The sequence below is a fragment of the Flavobacterium dankookense genome, from assembly GCF_004362665.1.
In the GTDB taxonomy this organism is placed as follows: Bacteria; Bacteroidota; Bacteroidia; order Flavobacteriales; family Flavobacteriaceae; genus Flavobacterium; species Flavobacterium dankookense.
Genome location: NZ_SNXR01000012.1, coordinates 211701 through 236045 on the forward strand (window position 1 = coordinate 211701; position 24345 = coordinate 236045).

Consider the following 24345-nt stretch of genomic DNA (forward strand, 5'->3'; position numbering starts at 1 on the left):
AGGATTTTTTCCTCTCCTGTTTTGTACTGGTTCATTAGCCTTAATTTTTGGCTAAGGATTCCAGCGTGGATTGAATACTTTCGATATCGGCTTTGATTTCCTCAATGTTTTCGGTAACGGTATCAAGGTTTTCGGTAACGTTGCCCAACAGCACATCTTCAGCTTGTTGTACTAAAGGATTGCTTGATTTAGGAGTTCCGTCAGGATTAAGTATTTGATTTCCATCAGAGTCGAATAGTTTGTAATCGTCACAGTCATCGTCACACGGCAATCCTTGAACATTTAGTCCTATGTTTCCTGCCTGAATAACGGTTAATGAGGTAGGAACACGGCTTTCCCAAGTTTCTTCTACTTCACCGGTTTGTTCGCGAAGTTCATCTACAATTGACTTGAATAGTTCGTCATCCATTGTTGGAACTTGTCCGCCATTCCAAACTTGTCCAGTAGCCATAAACCAGTTTACAGCTTCTTCAAAACCAGGTCTAACCGTTACAATTACTCTTGCCATTCCGCTTTCTAAGAAGGCTTTGAAAGTAGCATCGTCCATTTCATCAATTTGGTACATATCAACCCATTTCGATTTTTCTGCCCAGTAAAAAGGATAGAAATAGTAACTCATTAAATCCCATTCAAATGCTTGCTCAAAGAATTTCACTTTAGCTGAGTAGCTTTCTAAAGCTGGATCGTCAAATTTGGCTCTGATTTCGCTAGGTGTACTTCCTTGTAAAAGAGATGTTTTTCCAAGAACAGCTTGACCAATTAAATATTCGATACAGTTTTTACGCAATACAATGTTTTCTACCTGACGGTTAAACATAGGGTTTATTTTTGCTCTTTCTTTTTGAACGGCTTTTGCATTTGCTACTTTATCGTTGTATTCGGATAATCTAGCTTCGTATGCAGCAATAATGGCATTGAATGTTTCTATTCTCCACTTTTTTTGAGCATTAGGGGTTAAACTACAATCTATAACAACGTTAAAACTTGCCGACAAAACGTCATAAGTTGATGCTGAAACCGCTAGTTTATCGGTAACATTTTCCAAATCACTTATAGTATGACTAAAAGTTGTTTTTGTGTTATTTAATTCCAAGATTGATTTGTTTCCAATTGCAATTGACATTTTTTTATTATTGTCACCATTTCCATGATGGTAAAAGCCACCTTCTAAATATGCTTTATTTACAATATATCCTTCTGGGATTTCTATAGAGTCATTTAAAGCATTTCCTTCTTGACCATTATCCATGAAATCAACTTTAAATGACTTACTAACCTTTATTGTCGTATTTTTAAATTCGTCAACGGCAACATTATATGCTTCAATCCATTTTAGACATCTTAATTCAAAGTTATTGTCAATTTTTAGAGCTATGCTATTTTCAGCTGTTCTCGGGTCAATTGGTTTTTCAAGAATTTCAACTCCAGGAGAAACTTTTTTAGCATCCATTACTGCATTGTGAAAAGATGCTGGTTCTGGTATCATGAATTCATACATCAAACGTTTGCCGTAATTGATGACTTTGTTTCTCATGATTTTGTCTACCCAACGATAGACACCAGAAATGTGTTTGTCGCCCTTTCTGTTGTCATAGCCGTGTTTGCTGTTTTCTTCATATTCTTCAATGATTTTTGTAACACGCTCTTCTTTAACTTTTTGAACTACTCGCTCCAAAACTCTTTCGGTAACTTCCTGTGCTTCGTTTAAAGCTTGGATGTTGGATGTTTCTTTTGTGGTATTGTGAGCAAAATCAGCACTTACATCAAAATGAACATTATAAGCTTTTGAAGACATACCTGAGTGAAACGCTGCAGAATTTTGTTGTGCTAAAACAGAAGCTACTTCTTGATTCATTTCAAAACGTTCAGTTGAGGTTGTATCTGAAAGTTTTTCGGTTTCTTTCTCTTTGCTGGTCGTTAGTGTATCTTCTTGTCTGCGAAGTCTTCGGGTTGATTTTTCTTTGTATTCTCGTGCCATCACATTTTCTATATGTGATACTTCACCTGGAACGTAGCAACATACTTCTTGTTCTACTCGACGATAATCAGCTATACCAAGACGTTTAATTCCATAACCTGTTGGAATATAATCTATCATAGTTGCTGTGCTGTTGTTAATTAAAGTTGTCGAACCTGAATTTTGAAGCGAAGTACCTTTAGGGTTTTCAATTTCTGTAATTACATTTGGGTCTTCATACGTATAAAATCCACTTGCACTGACTGTGTAGCTTTCGTTTCCATTTAATGTTCTATAGGCCATTTGAAGCAATGGTGACAGCATTTGATGGTTAGCTGCTGAATTTGTATTTCCACCTGAAGAATTCGATCCGCTTCCGTTAGAAGTTGTCATGGCATTGATTGATCCTGTTCCACTAAAACTTATTTCTCTTCCTGTATTTGTTACAAAAGTTCCTTCTATTTCAATTGCTCCATCTTCTGTAGTTTGAAAATATTTTCCATTATAATTAAAAATTTCAAAAGATAGATTACCTTGATCCCAAATAGACTCGTTCATGGTGCTAGAATATTCCCCACTCAGAGGTTCGCTATTTGGAAAGTTAACGGTGTAGTGTCCTGAATATATATCCGTTCCTTGTTCTATCCCAAATAATGTCAATAATAACCTTTTTGTAGTTCCTGATCCAGTAAGAGACACAGTAAAACGATTGCTTGTTCTTGCTGCATAACCTGCAGTTCTTGCCGCAATAACTGCTCCACCTGTTACAGCCACTTTTTCTGTTAGTGGTTTTTGATTAAATAATGATTCATTTAATTTTCGAATCATCTCTTTTGCAAATGAATTAAGTTCTTCAAAAGTATCTAGCTCTTTGTTTTCTTTTGCAGTCAAGGCAAATCTTTTCAAATTATCAGTGGCAATTTTGTCATTTTTTATAAACTCAAGCTCAGCAATTGGCAAATAGTCATAGACAGGCAGTACAAGATTTTCATATTCATAGTAGGTTTCTTCAACTTTCGTTACCGGATTGACATATGTTTTTTCTATTTTATTTGCATTTTGATAAGCATTTTGCACCAAAGCATTATAATTTTTGTCATATGCTGCCCTTTGTTTTGACTCACTTTTGTCATAACGGATTTTGATTTCAACAAGTTCTAATACAAGCTCTTCAAATTGCTTTAGTTGTTTTTCAGAGACAATAGATTGGTTGGCAGCTACTAAAATTTTATCGACAGCCATATTTTCTTGTGCAAATTTTCTGAAAACGGTATTGTTTTGGATATTTTCAGGAGAAAAAATTGCCACAGGAACTACAACTCTTGCTTGCGCTCTTCTTCTCAGTGCATCTTTGTTTTCTCCATCAATTTTATAATTTGAAATAAAGAAATCTGCAACAAGAAGAGATAAAATAAAATCTCTTACGGCACCTGATTGGAATGTGAAAATTTGGTAAAAAAGGTTGTCCCACAGCTTTATTCTGATTTCATCGTTGGATAGTTTATCCGTTTCCCCCAGTTGTTCTAGATAACTTTTAACCTGCTCTGGAGTTAAGTTTGCACGATTTTTTGTTAACCATTCAGCTAAAGAAACCAAATTTGGATTCTTAACCAATTCAATTACACTTTTCTTTGTTTTTTTTGCGTTGTTTCCAAAACTATCAACTGCCTCCTGTAAAACTTCTTTTTTTGTTTTTCCTATCGGAATATTATAAACCGATTTTAAAAATGAACTAGTCATTGTCTCGGACTTGTCTAATTGAGCTTCAGGATGCAAAACAAATAATCCATTAGATTTTTCTTGTTCTAGAAGTTCAGGTGCTCTCATTGTAATAAAGCGATAGAGCGTGTTTTTAATTTGTGTACTCATGATAATAAATTTTTTATTAGATTATATTCTTTCTTTTTCATTTGTTTACTTTATTATTTTCCGGACAATAATGTTTTTAACGAAAGGATAAAGATTTTCAATGCAAAAATATATGATTAAAATCTAATAAAAAAATATTAACGATGAAAAAAATCAAATATTTTCTAATTGCTTCAATTGCCTTTCATTATCTTTTTTCATTTCAATTTCTTTTTCGAAAAATTGAATTAAAATATTGTATAGCAGGTAATTGAATTTATTGTATTTGTTTTTATAACGTATTGTAAAGGTTTTTTTTGATAATAAAATCAAAAGGGACTTTTTATTTTTAGATTTTTTTCTTATTTTTGTCAAAAATAATCATAATGGTTTCAGAAAGAGTTGGACAATACATAGAAAAAAAGGGAATTAGCTACTATGCCTTTGAAAATAGTCTTGGTGCAAGTAGAGGAAGTATTTCAAAAGCGGTTAAAGAAGGTAAAAGTATCGGAAGTAATGTTTTGGAGAATATCATAGCTACTTATCCCGATTTAAATCCAGTTTGGTTGCTATCAGGTGTTGGAGAAATGTTTGTGACTAATGAAGAAATAGTTGCTAATAAAAGTATAGAGACTTTTCGTTTAAAAACGGATCGGAATTTAGAAAATCAACAAATTCCTTTGTATGACATTGAAGCTGTTGCTGGATTAGTGCCATTGTTTCAAGATACTAATGCTCAAAAACCTATTGATCATATTTCTATTCCTCATTTACCAAAATGTGATGGAGCTGTTTACATCACTGGAGATAGTATGTATCCTTTGTTAAAAAGTGGTGATATTGTTTTATATAAAGAAGTAAACGATATAAAAAATGAGATTTTTTGGGGAGAAATGTATTTGTTGAGTATTGATATGAGTGATGAAGAGTACGTTACTGTGAAGTACATTCAAAAGTCTGAACAACAGGGTTATGTTAAGTTGGTCAGTCAAAATAAACATCACCAAGATAAAGACGTTGAACTTTCAAAAATAAAAGCTCTCGCTTTAGTTAAAGCAAGCATTAGGATTAATTCAATGAATTAAAGTTTAATTTTCTAAATGGTTCAATATCATTTCAAGTGATTTATTTCACGTCATAAATATTATTTTCTGTTTTAACATCAGCCATTAAACCACTCGGATCAATGGTTATTTTTTTAATTGATGATTGAGTTGAAATGGAGAAATTATATGTTGGTTGTGCCCAAGTCCAATCTTTTAAAACGGTTCTTTTGATGTTAGTATTTGGGTTTTCTTTCACAAAGTGCATCATTTGCAACGGAATGTGAAAAATTTCTTTAGAACCATCGGTATATTCTACTAAAATATCAATTGGCATTGGCATTCTTCCAATTCTTTCAAGTGTAATTGTATTGTTCTCAAACGATTTTATAGCATAATCAATCGTGTTTGTCGTCTTTGTCCAATCGGTTAAATACCAATCGAGTTGCGCACCCGAAACGCGTTCAGCAGTTCGTTTTATGTCATTTGGTGTTGGATGTTTGAATTTGAATTCAGAATAATAGCGTTTTAGCGTTTTCATTGTGTTTTCTTTTCCAATTAAATAGATTAACTGGGTTAAAAACAATTCACCTTTACTATACGAACCAACACTGTAACTTTTATTTTCGTCAAATCGATCAGAATGAGTTGTTAAAGGTTGTTCCTTGCCTGAATTGGCTAACGTTATGTAACCTTTGTAAGAACCTAAAAATGGATTTTCTATTTTTTTTACAGAAAGTTCATTAACCGCTAAATCTTCAATAAAAGAAGCAAATCCTTCATCCATCCATCCGTTTTTGCTTTCGTTGGATGCTATAACATGTTGAAACCAAGAATGTCCCATTTCGTGAGCAATTAGCCCAACGAAACCGTCTAATTTTCCTTCGCCTAAAACAAATGTACACATGGCATATTCCATTCCGCCATCGCCAGCTTGAATTATAGAGTATTGTTTGTAAGGATAATTTCCAACATAGGAATTGAAATAATCCATAATTTTTGAGGTTAAGGGTTGCGCTTTTTTCCAAACATCGAAAATCTTCTGATTGTTTTTGTATAAAAAATGAAGCGTTACACCATCTGGACGAACCAGTTTATCATGGATATATTCTTTATCGGCTGCCCAAGCAAAGTCATGAACATTTGCTGCAATAAAATGCCAAGTTAGTGTTGGATTATTTGGATTTTTCGTCACTTTTTTTCCTTGATCTTCATAGCCAAAACCAATTTCGTTATTGTTTTTAATAATTCCTGTTCCGCCAAGAATATAGGCTGCGTCTATAGTGATTTTTACATCATAATTTCCCCAAACACCATGAAATTCTCTGCCTATATATGGCGATGTGTTCCAACCTTCAAAATCGAATTCGCACATTTTTGGATACCATTGTGACATGGAAAATTCAATACCTTCGCTATTGTTTCTTCCTGAACGACGAATTTGAACTGGAACTTGACCATCAAAATCAAGTGTAAAAGTTGTTTTTTTTCCGGGTAAAATTGGTTTTGAAAGCGTTACTTCTAGTATTGTTCCAACTTCTTTTGTAGTAGCAATTTTTCCATCCTGTTTAAAGTTAGATACTTTTAAATATCCAATTTCATTTGGCTTTAATTTGGCAATTCTACTTTCTTTAATTTCTTTTCCGTCATCGGTTTTTGTTTTAGTAACCATTCTTGCATCGGGATCGACTATGTTTTGGTTTCTAAAATCCATTTCGCTTCCTGGTTGAAAAGCGTTGTTGAACAAGTGATAAAAGACTTTTTTTAATGTATCATTGGAATTATTGGTGTAAACCAACGTTTGTTTTCCTTTGTATTGATAGTTTTTTGCATTAACGGAAACTTCCATTTTGTAATCGGCTTTTTGTTGCCAGTAACCTTTATTTTGTGCGTCACAAAAAAGTGTTCCAATAAGTAAACTAAGTGCAAAGGGTAATCTCATTTTTATTTTTTTATGTTTTTATTTTCTTCTCCAATGTTGGCTGTTTGGAAACTTCTTCCGCCATTTTTAATGCGTTAAAAGCATTTACTATTTTTCCTGAAACTGATGCTTCAGAGAAATTTCTTTTTTCGCCATTTTCACCAACATTTACAACCATGTCAATTGGTGTTCCCGATTGCATTATGATTTCTTTTACTTGTGAAGCTTTCAAATTGGGATAATGCGAACGAATTAAAGCCGCAACTCCAGCTGCATTTGGAGAAGCCATTGATGTTCCTTGCAAGTATTTGTATTTTCCGTTTGGTAAAGTGGCATAAATTTTAACTCCAGGCGCAAAAATATCTACATTTTTGGTTCCATAATTTGAAAAATCTGCGATAATTTTTTCGCCATATTCATAGTTTAAAGCTCCAATTTGCAGAAAATTGGAAACGATTTCGGTGTTTTTATCTTTGGTATCTGTTGGGAAATTTTCTTCTACATCAATATCTTTTCCATCATTTCCAGCGGCATGAACAAACAAAACATCTTTACTTTCGGCATATTTCAATGCTTCCCAAACCCATTCGGCATGAGGCGAAAAATCTTTTCCAAAGCTTCCATTGATAACTTTCGCACCGTTATCAACAGCATAACGAATGGCTAAAGCAATATCTTTGTCATATTCGTCACCATTTGGAACAGCACGAATTGCCATGATTTCTACATTATTTGCAACGCCATCACCGCCAATATTGTTATTTCTTTTTTGAGCAATAATTCCAGCAACATGCGTTCCGTGTTCGGTGTTCTCTTTATTTGAACCGTAAACTTTGTTGTTTCCATATTTTCTGTCGTTGAAATCTTCTGGATTATCGCCAACTACTTTTCTTCCGTCAAACTCTTTGTTCAAATTGTAATTTAACTTGTCATAGACATGGTTTTTAAATGAAGTTAATTCTTCTCTGAATTTTTCTCCATAATCAGCGGCATAAGACAATAAAATCATTTTACTCTGGTACAATTTGTATTTTACTGAAGCAACATTTTTTAATTCTTCCAGAGTATAATCGTCTTTTTTTAATTCTTCGCGAATGGTTTTGTCGGCTTCATACAACATGTCAACAGGTTGTTTGTAGCTCATCATTTTTTTGTATTCTGCGGTATGATCGGCTAATGCTTTTTTATACGTTTCTGAACCATCATCACCTTTTTTCAAAATTCTAGTCATTTCTAACGTTTCATCATAGGAATCGCCAAGAAAATTCCAACCGTGAATATCATCGATATAACCGTTTTTATCGTCATCTTTTTTATTGTTGGCAATTTCTTTTGGATTGGTCCAAATGGCACCTTTTAAATCGGGATGATCAATGTCAGTTCCTGAGTCGATTACGGCAACAATAATTTTTTGTCCTTTTTTGTCTTTCAAAAGTTCGGCATATGCTTTATCAACACTCATTCCTGGAATAGAATCTTTTTCTAAATCAAGATGGCTCCAGCGTTGAAGTTCAGTTTCGGTTAAGGGAATCTTTTTTGTGTATCGAGAAGTTGAATCTTGAGCAACTACTGATATCGAAAAAGTGGCAATTAGGGAACAAAATATAACTTTCATCTTTCTAAAAATTTATTTGAATGGTTGTAAAAATAATTTCTTTTCAATCAACAAATAAAAGCATTAACAATATTTTAGTATCAAATATTGCGAATTAATCAAAAATAGGATAAAGCTACCACATTAGATAATTTATCTCTTTTGATTTTAGTGAATTTTAGAAATGCTTTTTTGGGAATAAATACACACTGGTTTTTAATCACTTTTACAAAATTTCCTGAATTTCAAATTGTTCTTTCATTCGAACACCTTTTTCGGTCATTTCTACCGTAATTATGGGATTGTGAGCGTCGTGTTCCAGCCAAAGAAAGTAGTTGTTTTCCGCAGCAGCAGTTAAAAATTTTGATTTTTCGGGCATTGTTAATAAAGGTCGCGTGTCATAACCCATAACATAAGGCAAAGGTAGATGTCCAGCAGTTGGAATTAAATCCGCGCAAAAAACAATCGTTTTATCTTGATATTGAATATGCGGAATCATCATTTTTTCGGTATGACCATCAACATAAAAAATTCCAAAATTCATTTCTTCCGAAAAATTAAAATCGCCATTTGGTCTTTTGATAAAGTTCAATTGACCACTTTCTTGCATTGGAAGAATATTTTCTGAAAGAAACGATGCTTTCTCGCGATTGTTGGGTTTTGTTGCCCATTCCCAATGGTTTTCATTAGTCCAAAATTTCGCATTTTTAAAAGCGACTTCATATCCAGTTTTGTCTTTGTTCCAATTTACACTTCCGCCACAATGGTCAAAATGCAAATGCGTCATAAAAACATCAGTTATATCATCACGATGAAAACCATATTTTGCCAAAGATTTATCAAGTGTATCATTTCCCCAAAGCGAATAATAACCAAAAAATTTCTCCGATTGTTTGTTTCCCATTCCGGTATCAATCAAAATTAAACGGTTTCCGTTTTCTATCAGCATGCAACGAGCTGCAATATCAATAAGATTATTTTCGTCTGCCGGATTGGTTTTGTTCCAAATGGTTTTTGGCACAACGCCAAACATTGCTCCGCCGTCAAGCTTGAAATTTCCGGCTTCTATAGGGTAGATTTTCATTTGTGTAAACTTTTTATAAAGATATAAATTAAAAAATCAATCAAACGAAGAAAAAAATCTAATCATAAATCCATTTAATGGAAAAAAATCATATATTTGCATTATAAAATCTTTTGGCCAAAAGAAATTGTTCAATTTTTTAAAAGATTTTTATGGAAGAAATTAATGGAATACCGCTTGTTTTCGACGAAAAACAAGACGATGCCTTTTTAGGCAATTTGTTTCCCAATGGATTGTCTTTTCCAACTTTAGAACCAACAGAAAACACGATTTGGAAAGAAGAATGGAAATTAAAAAGTCCCGAGGAAATACAAAAACACTATTTTCCTGAAGCTATTGTTAACCAAAAAAATAATATTGCATTATGTGATACAACCGGTGTTTTTAAAAATGTAAAAATTCAGGAAAACATAAAAGAATGTCCATGTGAAAAGGATGAAAATGGCAATTGTAATTGTGATGAAGTAAAAGTTAATTTGCCCGAAGTTTTGGTAGAAAGTTTTATTCATGGTAGAAAAATTTTAACGCTCAGTGATGAAATTACCATTTGGTTTTTTTCTTCGTCTGATGGTGCAAAATTACTTCGTGCACAAAAAGATTTCAAAGAAAGCAGTAGTCGTTATCCTGATGTATTGGCTGTTTTTATGGAAACAGATGATAGTTTCAACGTGTTAGGAACCGTTATGGATTTTGTGATTGGTGCCAATGTTAAATCATTTTTCAAAGGTGATACACATTGGGAGAAAGTATTGGATTTCATGGAAAAAAATGAAATTCATGTTAGTAAAAAAGATGCCAAAAAGCTATTTGATAACGCTTTGAGTCATTATGGGTTTTTTAAGTTTTGGAGAGATTTGTTTTCTAATGTAAAAGGAAAAGCAGTTGCTGTGGTTTTAGAAGGTATTGCGGAGGCTTCAGATAAAATAGCCAACGGAATAGCCGACTGGAAATTTAAAGAAGAAGATTGGGATACATCGCTTCCCGGATTTTCACATAAGAATGCGCCTTTTATTATTCTTTCAGGAAATAAACATGGAGTAGTTATAAATCAAAAAGTTCGGTCTAAAACTAAAAATGAAATTTTGGAGAGAGCTAAAAAAATGAAAGCTGAACTAGAACAAAACAAGCGTAAAATTCCGGTTTTCATTTATGAACCTTTGCAAAAACTCATTTTGATGGCAACCGATGAAACCTACCTTTTTTATGAAGTGATGCAATCATTTTATAAAGAGTTTGTTACTATTGTTGAAGCCGGACAAGAATGGATGAATGCTTTTTTATGCGGTCTTATTAATGGATTTTTGGACTTTATTAGTGGAATTTTCAGTTTTATTGGTTTTTTCCTCAAAGCCGTAAAAAACTATGCCGATTATAAGCAAAATGAAACGTTCTATCATGCCATTGTACTGGAATATGCCGAAAACTTTATACAAGCCATGGCTAGTTTTGACTGTATTGCTTTTTTTAAGCAAGTGTTGTCCTTGCCACTCGAAATGTTGAGTAAGTTTATTGCATTGACAAAAAGCATCAATATAACATTCAACGGTTCAAAAATTGCCTATTTCACAGGATATATTATATTTGCTATAGTCCAAATTTTGTTGGAAATAATTTTTACCGGAGGTTCTGCAACCGTCGAAAGGCTGTTTGCCAAAGCAGGTTCATCAGTAAAAAACGTTCTTAAAAAAGCAAGCAATCTTGTAGATGATGTTTTTGAAGCATTGTCTCATTTGATAGACCAAATCAAAAAAGGAGCTAATAATTTTGCGGCTTATGTCAAGAAAATCATAGACGATTTTTTCAAGTGGTTGGAGGATTTGTTTAAAAGCGGAAAAGCGGATGAGTTATCTGGAATGGCTGAAAACATTTCCACAAGGATTAAAATATCTGTAGAAGAGTTTGAAGAAGGATTGTTAAAATTGTCCAAGATTAAGCCAAAAGAAGCCTTGGAACATTTAGATGAAGCTCTTATATATTTTAATCATCATGTTGTAGATGGGAAAATTTTACAAGTTTCTAATACTAATTGTGTAAACGTAGTTGAAAGTGTAGAAGGGTTCTTAAAAACAGGAAAGATTGTGTTAGCAAAACCTTCAAGAATTCAATACATAAAAAAACTAGAAGATATATACAAAAATACATTTTTGTCAATGGGTATTCCTTCGATAAAAAAAGTAATGAAAGAAGGTGAAAGAGGAATAATTTATGGTATTAAAAACAATCAGAATGAAATAAATCATGTGTTTAATGTTGTAAAAAAAGACGGAGACTTAATTTTTATTGATGCTCAAAGACATGATGGAAAAGCTAATCTAAGTGCAGGTTATAAATCATTTAAATATCTAAAAACGAATTAAAATTATGTTAACAGAAAAAGAAATAACAGAAGTTGCTAATAAATTTATTAGAGAAATAGAAGAAGAAGCAAAAATGGAGCTTTTAATTCTTCAAAAGCATATAATTAAAAAACCTTATGGGATTATATATTTTTACACTAGCAAAAAATATTATGAAACCAAAGATGACAAATATGCTGTAGCAGGTAATGCTCCTTTTCTTGTAGAAAAAGAAACAGGAAATATTGTTGAGTTTGGTACTGGAGCTTCTGAAGAATATTATATTCTGGAATATGAGGCAGGCAGATGGCCAATAAAATAAACTACTTTAATTATTAAAAGCTACTTTCGGGTAGCTTTTTTACTTTTACAAAACGTTCTTAAAAAAGCAAGCAATCTTGTAGATGATGTTTTTGAAGCATTGTCTCATTTGATAGATCAAATCAAAAAAGGAGCTAAGAATTTTGCGGCTTATGTCAAGAAAATCATCGACGATTTTTTCAAATGGTTGGAGGATTTGTTTAAAAGCGGAAAAGCGGATGAGGTTTTTGATGACAAAAATCTATTTTGGAAAAAAATAAGTGACGATATTATTAGTAAAATTCCAAAAATAGAATTACATCAAATTTCAAATGATTTAGACGAATTATATAGTGCCGCAAGTACTGCCAATAGAGAATTGAAAAATGCGACCAAAGAATTTGCTAAAAAGACAAATGGTAAAGCTGGTTTTAGAAATGGATTAAAAAGTAGAGAACGAGCGTTAGAGAAAATTGATAGTGATTATTTTGGAGATGCATCAAGATTGGTAGATATTGCAGGTAGTAAAGTGGTTTATGAAACAGTAGATGATTTGTACATAGCTTTAAATAAGTTCAATAAAGAATATAAAATTCTAAAAATTAAGGATAGAATACAACAACCACTCAATGGCTACAGAGACATACTGATGAATATTGAAATGAAAAATGGTCATATTGTTGAGTTTCGATTGCATTTAAAAGAAATGGATGAAGTTGCTGAAGGCATTGGTCATAAGTTGTATGAAGAAAGAAGAAATTTAGAAGCTATTTATACTAGAAGAGAATTGACTATTCAAGAACAAATAACAATTAATAAATTAAAAAAACAAGAAAAAATTCTTTACGATGAAGTTTGGAATAAAATAAAAAATAAATAAAAATGGAGAAAAAATTTTATTTGTGTGGATTAAGACCTGTAATTGTTGAGATTTATGAAACATACGAAAACTATTTAGCATTAAACATGCAAACAGGTGTGTTTGAACAAAATTTTAGATATTCTCATCAAGTAACATATGATCCTGATGGAGATGTAGAAGAATTATCGGAACAAAAATTCAACACATATGTTGAAAAGTTAAAAAAAGAAAGAGGTCTTTAATAACAAAACCGTTTCAGAAGTATAAGTATGAAACGGTTTTTTACTTTTATAAAACGTTCTTAAAAAAGCGGGTAATCTTGTAGATGATGTTTTTGAAGCACTGACGCATTTGATAGACCAAATCAAAAAAGGCGCAACACATTTTGCGGCTTATGTCAAGAAAATCATCGACGATTTTTTTAAATGGTTAGAGGATTTGTTTAAAAGTGGTAAAGCCGATGATATTTTTGACAATATTACTGGAAACGGCTTGTATGGAGGCAAAGTTTTATCAAAAGCAGAATTAGATGATTGGGCAAAAATACTTTTGAAAAAGTTTGGTACAAAGTTGAAAAAGGTAGAAAAATTTGACAGTCCTGATATTTTAGCTCAATTTGATCCAAATACAAACACTATTCTTTATAAAAATGATGTTACAGAATATTTTATGGTTCATGAACATTTTCACGCTGAAGAAATGTCAAAAATTGGTTTTGATGAGTATGTAAAAGATGCTGCTTTATTTGGAACAAAATTTCCAAATGAGTATACTGTTGAAAATCTATTGAGAAGTTATAAAAGAGAAAAATATGTGTATGAGCAAATAGAAAAAAATGCAAAACGTTATAATTTAAATCCATTTGAATTGAGGCATAATTATTTGAATCTTGACATATATCAATTTCATTTAGAAAAAAGAAATGTAAAAATACCGAAATAGAAAAGTTATGGAAGAGAAAGCAATTTTAGAAAAAGTATTAAAATACTTAAATCAATTAAATTTCAACATTGTTATTGAAGATTTGACCTATAGTGGCATAAGAGAAAAAAGTCCGTTGTATGAAGGAAATGGGACTAAACCTATGCATATTGTTAATTTTAATAAAGAAGCAATAGAGGGTAATCCTCTCACCAATAATATTTATACTGTTACAATAGATGTTGAAACAAGTGAATTAGAATATATTTTAGGCAAAAACATTTTTAAGAAAATTTCTAATTAATTTTAAAAAAGCTACTTTCGGGAAGCTTTTTTACTTTTACAAAACGTTCTTAAAAAAGCAGGTAATCTTGTAGATGATGTTTTTGAAGCATTGTCTCATTTGATAGACCAAATCAAAAAAGGAGCCAATAATTTTGCAGCTTATGTCAAGAAAATCATCGACGATTTTTTCAAATGGTTGGAGGATTTGTTAAAAAGTGGTAAAGCAGATGAGGTTTTTGAAACAGGCAAAAAGTTTCCAACAAAATTAGTCGTTGGAAAATATAGTAAGCGTACTTTTGATATTAACAACTGTGGTGGAAAAATTTTAAATCTTTCATGGAAAGAAGCTAAAATCACAAAAGAAGGTATAGATGTTGTTAAAAAGCATTTGAGTAGATTTGAAACTGATATTTGGAATGAAAGAATGATAGACCGATTAGAAAGAGTATTTAAAAATGAAATAGAGTTAACAGACTTTGACAAAAGATTTTTTACGCATGAAACTCGTGAATTTGAAAGATATAAAGTATTAGGTCATGAAAAAACTACTTATTTGGACATGTCAGAAAAAGATTTTGCAGAATTATGGGAAAACACTCATTCAGCAACATTAGAAGATTATAAAGTTTTTGAAAAAATAAGATATGATGATAAAACAATACATAGTTTATATCATCCAGATGTTCAATTTTAAATTAAAAGAGATGAATTATAAAATAATTATTTTAAAGATTTTTAAAGAAAACCAAACATTAGGTGTTCATAAGTTGGATAGATTATTCCATGATGTTGTAGATTTTTCAATATCATGGGTTCCTATTCTGCAAGAAATGAGAGAAGAAAATTTAGTCAAAAAAAATGGTTATGAAATTACCAAAAAAGGAATAGAATATCTCCAGAAAAATTCTAACTAATTATTAAAAGCTACTTTCGGGTAGCTTTTTTACTTTTTCAAAGCGTTCTTAAAAAAGCAGGTAATCTTGTAGATGATGTTTTTGAAGCACTGACGCATTTGATAGACCAAATCAAAAAGGAATAGAAAACCTTGCAACTTAGACTTAATATAAACCAAATCATAAACAATTTCTATTTCACCATTCGTTATAAAAATGTTAGATTATGTTGTAAAATAGCCAACATGAAGTATCTTTGCAGTTAATTTAGACAAAATCAAAATAGACCATGATACAAGTTTCTGAATCAGCAAGTAAAAAAATCGTTTCTATGATGGAAGAAGACGGTTTTAATGCTGCTACCGATTATGTTCGTGTTGGCGTAAAAAGTGGCGGTTGCTCAGGTTTGTCATATGAATTAAAATTTGACAAAGAAATAGGAGAAAACGATAAAGTTTTTGAAGATAATAATGTGAAAATAGCCGTTGAAAAAAAATCATTTCTCTATTTAGCTGGAACAATTTTAGAATTTTCTGGTGGATTGAATGGAAAAGGATTTGTTTTTAACAACCCAAATGCGAGTAGAACTTGCGGCTGTGGAGAAAGTTTTTCGTTGTAAAATTTAATTATTTAAGCCATTAAGACAGTAAGTTTTATTAAGTCTTAATTTCCTTAATATTTTAATGGTTTTAAAAAAAATAAAATGTCAAAATACACTGAAGAAGACTTAAAAGTCGAATTAGAAAATAAAGAATACGAATACGGATTCTACACCGAATTAGATTCGGAAACGTTTCCTATTGGATTAAACGAAGACATTGTTCGTGCGATTTCTAAAAAGAAAGACGAACCGCAATGGATGACCGATTGGCGTATTGAAGCTTTTCGTGCATGGCAAGAAATGGTAGAACCAGAATGGGCAAATGTTAATTATGATAAACCTGATTTTCAAGCCATTTCGTACTATTCAGCTCCTAAAAAAGCTGATCCAAATAAAACACTCGATGATGTTGATCCAGACCTTTTGGAAATGTATAAAAAGCTAGGAATTTCTATCGATGAGCAAAAGAAATTGAATAATGTCGCTATGGATATTGTAGTCGATTCGGTTTCGGTGGCAACTACTTTCAAGAAAACATTAGCAGAAAAAGGTATCATTTTCATGAGTATTTCTGAAGCCATTCGCGAGTATCCAGATTTAGTTCAGAAATATTTAGGAACGGTTGTGCCACAAAGAGATAACTTCTACGCGGCTTTGAATTCGGCTGTTTTTTCAGACGGAAGTTTCTGTTATATTCCAAAAGGCGTTCGTTGTCCAATGGAATTATCAACTTATTTCCGTATCAATCAAGCAGGAACAGGTCAATTTGAAAGAACACTTTTAATTGCCGATGAAGGAAGTTATGTATCGTATCTTGAAGGTTGTACAGCGCCAAGTCGTGATGAAAATCAATTGCACGCAGCTGTTGTAGAATTAATCGCTTTGGACAATGCTGAAATAAAATATTCTACCGTACAAAACTGGTATCCAGGAAATAAAGAAGGAAAAGGTGGTGTTTTTAACTTCGTTACAAAAAGAGGAATTTGTGAAAAAAACGCAAAAATCTCATGGACACAAGTAGAAACTGGTTCTGCAGTAACGTGGAAATATCCATCGGTGGTATTGAAAGGTGACAATTCAATTGGAGAATTTTATTCGATTGCAGTGACCAATAATTTTCAACAAGCTGATACAGGAACTAAAATGGTTCATTTAGGTAAAAATACCAAATCAACTATTATTTCTAAAGGAATTTCGGCAGGAAAATCACAAAACAGTTACAGAGGTTTAGTTCGAATTAGCGCTAATGCAGAAAACGCTAGAAACTTCTCGCAATGTGATAGTTTGTTGATGGGAAATAATTGTGGTGCTCACACTTTTCCTTACATCGAAAGCAAAAATTCATCAGCCAAAATCGAACATGAAGCAACGACTTCTAAAATCGGTGAAGATCAAGTTTTTTATTGCAATCAAAGAGGAATTCCAACCGAAAAAGCAATTGCTTTAATCGTAAATGGTTTCAGCAAAGAAGTCTTGAATAAATTACCAATGGAATTTGCTGTTGAAGCACAAAAATTATTAGAAATTTCGTTAGAAGGTTCGGTAGGATAAAACTTAAATGAACTTATATTCCTTAAATGGTTTTAAAATAAAAGAATAAAATGTTAAAAATTAGCAACTTACACGCTTCAGTAGAAGACAAAGAAATATTAAAAGGAATTAATCTTGAGATAAACGCAGGAGAAGTTCACGCCATCATGGGACCAAATGGTGCAGGAAAATCAACACTTTCTTCCATCATTGCTGGTAACGAAAATTACACAGTTACTGATGGAGAAATCCTTTTAGAAGGAGAAGACATTTCAGAATTAGCTCCAGAAGAACGCGCTCACAAAGGTGTTTTCTTATCATTTCAATATCCAGTTGAAATTCCAGGAGTTTCGGTTACCAACTTCATGAAAACGGCCATCAACGAAAGTAGAAAAGCCAACGGAAAAGAGGAAATGCCAGCCAACGAAATGCTGAAATTAATCCGTGAAAAATCGGAATTATTAGAAATCGATCGTAAGTTTCTTTCACGTTCTTTAAACGAAGGTTTTTCAGGCGGAGAAAAGAAACGTAACGAGATTTTCCAAATGGCAATGCTAGAACCAAAACTAGCTATTTTAGACGAAACCGACTCGGGATTGGACATTGATGCGCTTCGAATTGTTGCAAACGGAGTAAACAAACTTAAAAACCAAAACAACGCAGTGTTAGTAATCACGCACTACCAACGTTTGTTAGATTATATTATTCCAGATTTCGTTCACGTTTTAATGGATGGAAAAATCGTAAAATCAGGCGGAAAAGAATTGGCTTACGAGCTAGAAGAAAAAGGATACGATTGGATTAAAGCAGAGTTAGAAGTTTAAAAAAGTTCTCAGTTGTCTGTTATCGGTTTCAAACGGACAACAAAAACAACTGACAACCGACAACAAAAAATATGGAATTAAAAGAAAAACTTATATCCTCATTCATGGCTTTCGAAGAGCAAATCGATGTTCATTCAGAACTTCACGATTTGCGTACTTCTGCCATAAAAAACTTTGAAAACAAAGGTTTCCCAACCAAAAAAGAGGAAGCTTGGAAATATACATCGCTGAATTCAATCCTAAAAAACGATTTTTCAGTGTTTCCAAAACATGAAAATTCAATTGAATTTGCTGCCGTAAAAAAATACTTCTTGCACGAAATCGATACGTATAAAGTGATTTTTGTGGACGGAAAATTCTCTTCGTTTTTATCGTCAACAACTCACGACGGATTGGATGTTTGCTTACTATCATCGGCATTGACTAAGCCAAAATACAAAATGGTAATCGATGAATATTTCAATAAAATTGCCAGTAAAGACGAAACGTTAACCTCGTTAAATACTGCTTTCGCAAACGAAGGTGCATACATCAACATCCCAAAAAGTAAAGTTGTTGAAAAACCAATCGAAATCATTTATTTCTCAACAGGAATTGAAAATGCTTTAATGGTGCAACCTAGAAATTTGGTAATCGTTGGCGAAAATGCGCACGTTCAAATTATTGAAAGACATCAATCTTTAAACGAAAATCCGGTCTTAACCAATGCAGTTACAGAGATTTTTGCTCAAAAACGCGCCATCGTAGATTATTATAAAATTCAAAACGATTTGCAATCGGCAAACCTAATTGATAACACCTATATTTCTCAAAAACAAGAAAGTAGAGTTTCGGTTCACACGTTTTCTTTTGGTGGAAATATCACAAGAAACAACTTGAATTTCTATCATTTTGGAGAGAGAATTGACTCTACATTGAAAGGAATTACCATTATTGGCGACAAGCAACACGTTGATCATTATACACTTGTAAATCACGCAACGCCAAATTGTGAAAGCCATCAAAACTACAAAACCATTCTTGCCGACAGCTCAACAGGAGTTTTCAACGGAAAAATTTACGTAGAAAAAGAAGCTCAAAAAACGGATGCTTTCCAACAAAACAACAATATTTTAATTGGTGATAAAGCTACAATAAACGCCAAACCACAATTAGAAATTTTCGCCGATGATGTAAAATGTTCACACGGATGCACAATTGGTCAATTGGATGAAAGCGCCATGTTCTACATGCAACAACGCGGAATTCCTAAGAAAGAAGCCAAAGCATTATTAATGTATGCCTTCTCTAACGAAGTAATAGAAAGCATCAAAATACCCGAACTTAAAAAACGAATTACAAAAATTATCGCAATGAAATTAGGCGTTAATTTAGGGTTTGATTTATAGTAAAAAGGCTTTCCAAACGGAAAGCCTTTTTTTGTTAGTTCAGTTCATGACTAGTCAAAGTCCTCGTTTTAGTTACATTATCAGTACTGCTGGTTACACTTTCCCGGATTAGCCCAATATCTTTAGCAAACCAATACTCAGCTTCTATATTGGTTACTTGTGAATTTACGGTTTCAACTGCATGCAACTGCATCTTGATTATATTGGTATAAGTTACGTCATTTAATGTTTCTGATGCATCTCTTTCCAGAATGGTACCTGTATAGGTAAGTGATGCTGGCAACTTTTGGTGAGCGCCATTGTTGTATACAATTACATGTAATGGGGTTGAACCACTCCAAGTAGCTCCAACGGACAAATCATCTCTAAACATTTTTATTTCATATTCTCCAATCTCCAAGGTTGCACCACCTTCCAGCGGCATAAGAACTTCTCCAGATTTTTGATAATAAGAAGCACCTTTTTTAAGCATCCACTGTGGGATGTTAAAATCACTACCATCATCATTGATGCGATAGTAAGGAATACCTTCAAAGTTATTAGTATAACCAACGTAAACAAGGCTAACTTCACCATTGTTAGTATACCACCACTTATTGTTCGTGATCAAAGGAAAATAATTTCCTGTAGTTATTCCATTATCTTCAACTATTGCTGCATCATCACTGCTGCAAGAAGATAAGCCTAGTAAGTATATAATTAGTATTGCAGCTTTAATTAGAGGAGCTTTTTTCATTTCAAAATTAATTAGATTTTCAAAAATAAGATATTTTTTAACAAATAACTTGAACGAGTTATTTTTTTAGGCTTTTTACGATATCACTTAACAAACCATCAAAATCAAATTCAGGATCTTCTTTCAAACCCATTCTAACAATTACTAAATCGTGACTTGGGAAAATCGCTACCATTTGTCCTTGATAACCACTTGCGTAGAACATATCTTTTGGAGCATTTGGAAATCTTCCACCAGCGTTTAACCAAAATTGTGCACCATACTGTCCGCTGGAAGTATTCGTTGGAGTTGCAACATATCTTGCCCAACTTTCGTCAAAAATTTGTTCGCCGTTCCAATTGCCTTTGTGTAAATAGAGTAATCCAAATTTTGCCCAATCTCTTGTATTTGCCCAACCATAAGACGAACCTACAAAATTCCCTGCCATATCGGTTTCTACCAAAGCAGAGTTCATTCCTATTTTGTCTAACAAACTACTGTACCAAAAATCTAAATATTCTTGATGTGTTTTAAATTGCTTTCTTAAAATTCCACTCAATAAATTAGTTGTTCCTGAAGAGTAATTCCAAGTGTTATCGGGTTTTCCAACTAATGGTTTATTGATTTGCGATTGCGTCATATCTTCTTCAATAAAAAGCATTTTGGTAGCATCACATATTTTAGAATAATTCTCTTCCCATTCCAAGCCAGAATTCATGTGAAGCAAATCGTTGATAGTAATGTTTTTGCGCTCGTCATTTTTCCATTCGGCAACTGGAGCTGGTTTTGAAATGTCGATTTTACCTTGTTTTTGCAGAATACCGAAAAAGGTTGCTGTCAAACTTTTTGTCATCGACCAACCTAATATTTTGGAGTTTTTATCAAAACCATCGGTGTATTTTTCGGCAATAATTTTGTCTTTATAAATTACAATTACCGAACGAGTGCGCTTATTTTTTTCTCCTTTTTTGTCAAAAGCTTTTTCAATAACAGCATTTAATTTTGTGTAATCAATATTTGAAAAAACAGTGTCTTTTGGTTCCAAATTTCCATACGGAAAAGGCAAATTTGGATTGATTTTATTTCTTTTTGGAACCAAATACGGTTTAGAAACATCAAAATCATCATTAATTAAAGTTGCACCCAAACCTTCACGATAAATGGCTTTTCGTTCTTTAAATCCGTAAACTTTTGAAGTCACAAATCGTTCTGTATCATTAATTTCGTTGGTTGCCCAGTCTATTTTATCAATATCATTATCACCTTGTTGTATGGTTTCCAAGGAACGATTGTCTAAAAAATGTCCAGAGGCAACACTTTTAGCAGAGAAACCCGATATTAAATCCAATTGCGGATAGATTGCTATTCGAAGATAAACTAAAAGTAATAGGACTAAAACAGCGAATATTTTGAAGAATTTTTTCATGATAAGTAGATTTTGATGCAAGTTATAAAAATTGAAACATATAAGGTATTTAAGCACATATAAGAATTTGGTAATTTTATTTCGCTGTACTCAAATTGAAAAATAGTAATAGATTATTACATAAATATGCTTTAACTTAAATGAACTTATATGACTTATATGGTTTGTAAAAACATTCAACAATTATTAACAAACGTTTGATAAAAAACCATTTCAAAATGTGTACTTTTGTATTTAGATTTTTTCTAAATAATTCATGTTAGATATACAAAAAATAAGAGCCGACTTTCCCATACTTACTCAAAAAGTGAATGGGAAACAACTTGTTTACTTTGATAACGGTGCTACATCGCAAAAACCAAAAGTGGTTATTGATGCCATTACAAAATATTACGAAGAAATAAATGCCAATATTCATCGTGGCGTACACACTTTAAGTCAATTAGCAACAGATGCTTATGAAGTTTCTCGTGGTAAAATCCAGCAGCATATTAATGCAAAATTCCCTTATGAAGTAATTTTTACCTCGGGAACAACCCACGGAATTAATGCAATTGCAAATGGTTTTGCATCGATTTTAAAAGAAGGTGATGAGGTTTTAGTATCTGCTTTAGAACATCACAGTAATATTGTGCCGTGGCAAATGCTTTGTGAAAAAACGGGTGCAAAATTGGTAGTAATTCCAATGAATGATGAAGGTGAATTGATTATTTCAGAATTTGATAAATTACTTTCGGATAAAACTAAAGTGGTTACTGTAAACCATATTTCGAATGCATTAGGAACTTTAAACCCGATAAAATATATTATTGATAAAGCACATGAATTTGGCGCGGCAGTTTTAATTGATGGCGCACAAGCTGTACCACATTTAAAACCAGATGTTCAAGAATTGGATTGTGATTTTTATGTGTTTTCCGGCCATAAAATTTGCGGACCAACAGGTGTTGGCATTTTATACGGAAAAGAAGAATGGCTTCGAAAATTACCACCATATCAAGGTGGTGGCGAAATGATTGCAACGGTTTCGTTCGAAAAAACTACGTACGCTGATTTGCCACATAAATTTGAAGCTGGAACACCAAATATCGCCGGAGGAATTGTGCTTGGAACCGCGATTGATTACTTGAATGAAATCGGTTTTGAAAACATTCAAGCCTACGAACACGAATTATTAGAATACGGAACTAAAAGATTATTAGAAATTGATGGTCTGAAAATCTTCGGAACGGCTAAAGAAAAAACATCGGTAATTTCGTTTAATATCGAAGGAGTTCATCCGTATGACATTGGTACAATTATTGACAAACTAGGAATAGCAGTACGAACCGGACATCATTGTGCGCAACCGATTATGGATTTTTATCAAATTCCTGGAACAATAAGAGCGAGTTTTGCTTTTTATAATACTAAAGAAGAAATTGATATTTTTGTAGAAGCGGTGAAAAAAGCGAAAATGATGTTGTCTTAAAACTAAGAATATGAAAGCAATAGGAATGATTTTACTAACTATTTTCCTTGGAAAAAGTTGCAGTAACGAAGCTCAAAATGACATTAATAATGCAGTTTTGCAATATTCTGCAATGACTCGTGGTTTTCATTTGAAAGTGATTATCACCAATCAAATGGCTACGATATCAAAAGGAAGAACACCTGAAACAATGTCACAAAAACAAGTAAAAATTTCTGATTCTGATTGGAATGACTTGATTGCATTGTTTGAAAAAACAAATTTGGAAGCTTTTCCAACTTTAAAAGATCCAACACAAAAACGCCATTATGATGGTGCAGCAATTGCTGATTTGAAGGTTAGATATCAGGAGAAAAACTTTGAAACAGTTAATTTTGATCATGGTTTTCCACCAGCTGAAATTGAAGGTTTAGTAAATAAAATTGTGGCATTAACCGACGATAAGGAATGACAATAAAAGAAATACAAGACGAAATTGTTGATGAATTTTCAATGTTTGATGATTGGATGCAACGCTATGAATACATCATCGAGCTAGGAAAATCATTACCATTGATTGACGAACAATATAAAACCGAAGATAACATCATTAAAGGTTGCCAGTCAAAAGTTTGGGTTCATGGTGAGCAAAATGATGATAAAGTAGTTTTTACTGCCGATAGTGATGCGATTTTAACCAAAGGTATAATTGCGATTTTAATTCGAACTTTTTCCAACCAAAATCCAACAGATATTTTGGATGCTAATACTGACTTTATCGATGAAATAGGATTGAAAGAACATTTGTCGCCAACACGAGCAAACGGTTTGGTTTCAATGATTAAACAAATAAAAATGTATGCTTTGGCGTTTAGCGCTAAGAATTAATTTCTAACCATATAAGGCATTTAAGAGCATTTAAGTTCAAATAATATGACAAAATCTGATCTTAAAGAATTAGTTTATCGAGTAAATGGTGCTGCTATTGAGGTTCATAAAGAAATTGGACCTGGGCTTTTGGAAAGTGTTTATCATAAATGCATGGAAAGAGAATTGGAGCTTAGAGGAATTTACTTTGAAACAGAATTAGTAATTCCAATAGATTATAAAGGATTGGAACTTGATGCTAATTTGAGATGCGATTTATTTATTGAAAATCAATTAGTATTAGAATTAAAATCAGTAGAAAAAGTATTGCCAATTCATGAAGCCCAAGTTCTATCTTATATGAATTTATTAGATGTTTCAATGGGTTTAATAATAAATTTTAATGTAACCAATATATTTAAGGAAGGTCAAAAAACATATGTTAATCATAAGTACAGATTATTAGAAGATTAACTTAAATGACCTCAAATGCCTTATAT

23 protein-coding genes are annotated in these 24345 nt (G+C 32.4%); 17 read left to right on the top strand and 6 right to left on the bottom strand.

From position 1 onward, the window contains the following. Window positions 1-40: 40 nt before the first annotated feature. Window positions 41-3826 (bottom strand): hypothetical protein, encoded by a 3786-nt coding sequence (locus tag BC748_RS05040; RefSeq protein WP_133532378.1) that lies wholly within the window; start codon window positions 3824-3826, stop codon window positions 41-43. A gap of 365 nt (window positions 3827-4191) precedes the next feature. On the opposite strand from BC748_RS05040, the gene BC748_RS05045 reads away from it, so the two are divergent. Beyond that, on the top strand, window positions 4192-4890 hold the full coding sequence (locus BC748_RS05045; protein WP_133532379.1) for a S24 family peptidase: 699 nt from the start codon (window positions 4192-4194) through the stop codon (window positions 4888-4890). A 40-nt stretch (window positions 4891-4930) separates the two neighbouring features. Here the strand turns inward: BC748_RS05045 and BC748_RS05050 are convergent, their stop codons facing one another. The 3 genes from BC748_RS05050 to BC748_RS05060 form a co-directional block, all read right to left on the bottom strand. After that, on the bottom strand, window positions 4931-6790 hold the full coding sequence (locus BC748_RS05050; RefSeq protein WP_133532380.1) for a M1 family metallopeptidase: 1860 nt from the start codon (window positions 6788-6790) through the stop codon (window positions 4931-4933). 10 nt (window positions 6791-6800) lie between these two features. Further along, entirely contained in the window at window positions 6801-8384 is a 1584-nt protein-coding gene (locus BC748_RS05055; RefSeq protein ID WP_133532381.1) for a S8 family peptidase, read from the bottom strand. A gap of 205 nt (window positions 8385-8589) precedes the next feature. Continuing rightward, a complete protein-coding gene (locus BC748_RS05060) occupies window positions 8590-9447 on the bottom strand; it encodes an MBL fold metallo-hydrolase (protein WP_133532382.1) in 858 nt (285 codons plus the stop codon). 152 nt (window positions 9448-9599) lie between these two features. On the opposite strand from BC748_RS05060, the gene BC748_RS05065 reads away from it, so the two are divergent. The 12 genes from BC748_RS05065 (at window position 9600) to sufD (ending at window position 19387) form a co-directional block, all read left to right on the top strand. Beyond that, a complete protein-coding gene (locus BC748_RS05065) occupies window positions 9600-11804 on the top strand; it encodes a phage tail family protein (RefSeq protein WP_133532383.1) in 2205 nt (734 codons plus the stop codon). Window positions 11805-11808: 4 nt separating this feature from the next. After that, on the top strand, window positions 11809-12105 hold the full coding sequence (locus BC748_RS05070) for a YrhB domain-containing protein (protein ID WP_133532384.1): 297 nt from the start codon (window positions 11809-11811) through the stop codon (window positions 12103-12105). Between the two features lie 108 nt (window positions 12106-12213). After that, window positions 12214-12963: a nucleotidyltransferase family protein gene (locus BC748_RS05075; RefSeq protein WP_162846413.1), complete on the top strand. Its 750-nt coding sequence runs from the start codon at window positions 12214-12216 to the stop codon at window positions 12961-12963. Window positions 12964-12965: 2 nt separating this feature from the next. Beyond that, on the top strand, window positions 12966-13187 hold the full coding sequence (locus tag BC748_RS05080) for a hypothetical protein (RefSeq protein ID WP_133532386.1): 222 nt from the start codon (window positions 12966-12968) through the stop codon (window positions 13185-13187). 109 nt (window positions 13188-13296) lie between these two features. Further along, window positions 13297-13887 carry a zincin-like metallopeptidase toxin domain-containing protein gene (locus BC748_RS05085; protein WP_162846414.1) on the top strand — a complete coding sequence of 197 codons (591 nt, stop codon included), beginning with the start codon at window positions 13297-13299 and terminating at the stop codon, window positions 13885-13887. A gap of 7 nt (window positions 13888-13894) precedes the next feature. After that, on the top strand, window positions 13895-14170 hold the full coding sequence (locus BC748_RS05090) for a hypothetical protein (RefSeq protein ID WP_133532388.1): 276 nt from the start codon (window positions 13895-13897) through the stop codon (window positions 14168-14170). A 99-nt stretch (window positions 14171-14269) separates the two neighbouring features. Next, entirely contained in the window at window positions 14270-14845 is a 576-nt protein-coding gene (locus tag BC748_RS14250; protein ID WP_211338546.1) for a hypothetical protein, read from the top strand. 10 nt (window positions 14846-14855) lie between these two features. Beyond that, window positions 14856-15065: a hypothetical protein gene (locus tag BC748_RS05100; protein ID WP_133532389.1), complete on the top strand. Its 210-nt coding sequence runs from the start codon at window positions 14856-14858 to the stop codon at window positions 15063-15065. 268 nt (window positions 15066-15333) lie between these two features. Further along, the gene (locus BC748_RS05105) at window positions 15334-15663 is read left to right on the top strand and encodes a HesB/IscA family protein (RefSeq protein WP_133532390.1); all 330 of its coding nucleotides are present in this window, start codon (window positions 15334-15336) and stop codon (window positions 15661-15663) included. Between the two features lie 84 nt (window positions 15664-15747). Beyond that, window positions 15748-17196, top strand: coding sequence for a Fe-S cluster assembly protein SufB (gene sufB, locus BC748_RS05110; protein ID WP_133532391.1), 1449 nt, complete (start codon window positions 15748-15750; stop codon window positions 17194-17196). Between the two features lie 50 nt (window positions 17197-17246). Further along, entirely contained in the window at window positions 17247-17999 is a 753-nt protein-coding gene (gene sufC, locus BC748_RS05115) for a Fe-S cluster assembly ATPase SufC (RefSeq protein ID WP_133532392.1), read from the top strand. Window positions 18000-18070: 71 nt separating this feature from the next. Beyond that, window positions 18071-19387, top strand: a complete 1317-nt coding sequence (gene sufD, locus BC748_RS05120; protein ID WP_133532393.1) for a Fe-S cluster assembly protein SufD — start codon at window positions 18071-18073, stop codon at window positions 19385-19387. 34 nt (window positions 19388-19421) lie between these two features. Here the strand turns inward: sufD and BC748_RS05125 are convergent, their stop codons facing one another. Beyond that, complete coding sequence (locus tag BC748_RS05125) at window positions 19422-20123, bottom strand: hypothetical protein (protein ID WP_133532394.1); 702 nt, start codon at window positions 20121-20123, stop codon at window positions 19422-19424. A gap of 58 nt (window positions 20124-20181) precedes the next feature. Then, window positions 20182-21528, bottom strand: a complete 1347-nt coding sequence (locus BC748_RS05130; RefSeq protein WP_133532395.1) for a serine hydrolase domain-containing protein — start codon at window positions 21526-21528, stop codon at window positions 20182-20184. 256 nt (window positions 21529-21784) lie between these two features. Between BC748_RS05130 and BC748_RS05135 the strand changes: the two genes are divergently transcribed. The 4 genes from BC748_RS05135 to BC748_RS05150 are packed head-to-tail and all read left to right on the top strand — an operon-like array spanning window position 21785 to window position 24319. Next, window positions 21785-22999 (top strand): aminotransferase class V-fold PLP-dependent enzyme, encoded by a 1215-nt coding sequence (locus BC748_RS05135; protein WP_133532396.1) that lies wholly within the window; start codon window positions 21785-21787, stop codon window positions 22997-22999. Between the two features lie 10 nt (window positions 23000-23009). Beyond that, a complete protein-coding gene (locus tag BC748_RS05140) occupies window positions 23010-23450 on the top strand; it encodes a hypothetical protein (protein ID WP_133532397.1) in 441 nt (146 codons plus the stop codon). Continuing rightward, entirely contained in the window at window positions 23447-23866 is a 420-nt protein-coding gene (locus tag BC748_RS05145; RefSeq protein ID WP_133532398.1) for a SufE family protein, read from the top strand. The genes BC748_RS05140 and BC748_RS05145 overlap by 4 nt, the downstream gene beginning before the upstream one ends. Before the next feature lie 45 nt (window positions 23867-23911). Continuing rightward, on the top strand, window positions 23912-24319 hold the full coding sequence (locus BC748_RS05150) for a GxxExxY protein (RefSeq protein ID WP_133532399.1): 408 nt from the start codon (window positions 23912-23914) through the stop codon (window positions 24317-24319). Window positions 24320-24345 lie beyond the last annotated feature (26 nt).

Excerpts from the sequence above, each read along its gene's own strand:
- BC748_RS05135 (WP_133532396.1), top strand. The coding sequence starts at position 21,785 with ATGTTAGATATACAAAAAATAAGAGCCGACTTTCCCATACTTACTCAA.
- sufC (WP_133532392.1), top strand. The coding sequence starts at position 17,247 with ATGTTAAAAATTAGCAACTTACACGCTTCAGTAGAAGACAAAGAAATA.
- BC748_RS05060 (WP_133532382.1), bottom strand. The coding sequence starts at position 9,447 with ATGAAAATCTACCCTATAGAAGCCGGAAATTTCAAGCTTGACGGCGGA.
- BC748_RS05090 (WP_133532388.1), top strand. The coding sequence starts at position 13,895 with ATGGAAGAGAAAGCAATTTTAGAAAAAGTATTAAAATACTTAAATCAA.
- BC748_RS05045 (WP_133532379.1), top strand. The coding sequence starts at position 4,192 with ATGGTTTCAGAAAGAGTTGGACAATACATAGAAAAAAAGGGAATTAGC.
- BC748_RS05070 (WP_133532384.1), top strand. The coding sequence starts at position 11,809 with ATGTTAACAGAAAAAGAAATAACAGAAGTTGCTAATAAATTTATTAGA.
- BC748_RS05050 (WP_133532380.1), bottom strand. The coding sequence starts at position 6,790 with ATGAGATTACCCTTTGCACTTAGTTTACTTATTGGAACACTTTTTTGT.
- BC748_RS05140 (WP_133532397.1), top strand. The coding sequence starts at position 23,010 with ATGAAAGCAATAGGAATGATTTTACTAACTATTTTCCTTGGAAAAAGT.
- BC748_RS05055 (WP_133532381.1), bottom strand. The coding sequence starts at position 8,384 with ATGAAAGTTATATTTTGTTCCCTAATTGCCACTTTTTCGATATCAGTA.
- BC748_RS05125 (WP_133532394.1), bottom strand. The coding sequence starts at position 20,123 with ATGAAAAAAGCTCCTCTAATTAAAGCTGCAATACTAATTATATACTTA.
- BC748_RS05080 (WP_133532386.1), top strand. The coding sequence starts at position 12,966 with ATGGAGAAAAAATTTTATTTGTGTGGATTAAGACCTGTAATTGTTGAG.
- BC748_RS05040 (WP_133532378.1), bottom strand. The coding sequence starts at position 3,826 with ATGAGTACACAAATTAAAAACACGCTCTATCGCTTTATTACAATGAGA.
- BC748_RS05150 (WP_133532399.1), top strand. The coding sequence starts at position 23,912 with ATGACAAAATCTGATCTTAAAGAATTAGTTTATCGAGTAAATGGTGCT.
- sufD (WP_133532393.1), top strand. The coding sequence starts at position 18,071 with ATGGAATTAAAAGAAAAACTTATATCCTCATTCATGGCTTTCGAAGAG.
- BC748_RS05100 (WP_133532389.1), top strand. The coding sequence starts at position 14,856 with ATGAATTATAAAATAATTATTTTAAAGATTTTTAAAGAAAACCAAACA.
- BC748_RS05065 (WP_133532383.1), top strand. The coding sequence starts at position 9,600 with ATGGAAGAAATTAATGGAATACCGCTTGTTTTCGACGAAAAACAAGAC.
- BC748_RS05145 (WP_133532398.1), top strand. The coding sequence starts at position 23,447 with ATGACAATAAAAGAAATACAAGACGAAATTGTTGATGAATTTTCAATG.
- sufB (WP_133532391.1), top strand. The coding sequence starts at position 15,748 with ATGTCAAAATACACTGAAGAAGACTTAAAAGTCGAATTAGAAAATAAA.
- BC748_RS05130 (WP_133532395.1), bottom strand. The coding sequence starts at position 21,528 with ATGAAAAAATTCTTCAAAATATTCGCTGTTTTAGTCCTATTACTTTTA.
- BC748_RS05105 (WP_133532390.1), top strand. The coding sequence starts at position 15,334 with ATGATACAAGTTTCTGAATCAGCAAGTAAAAAAATCGTTTCTATGATG.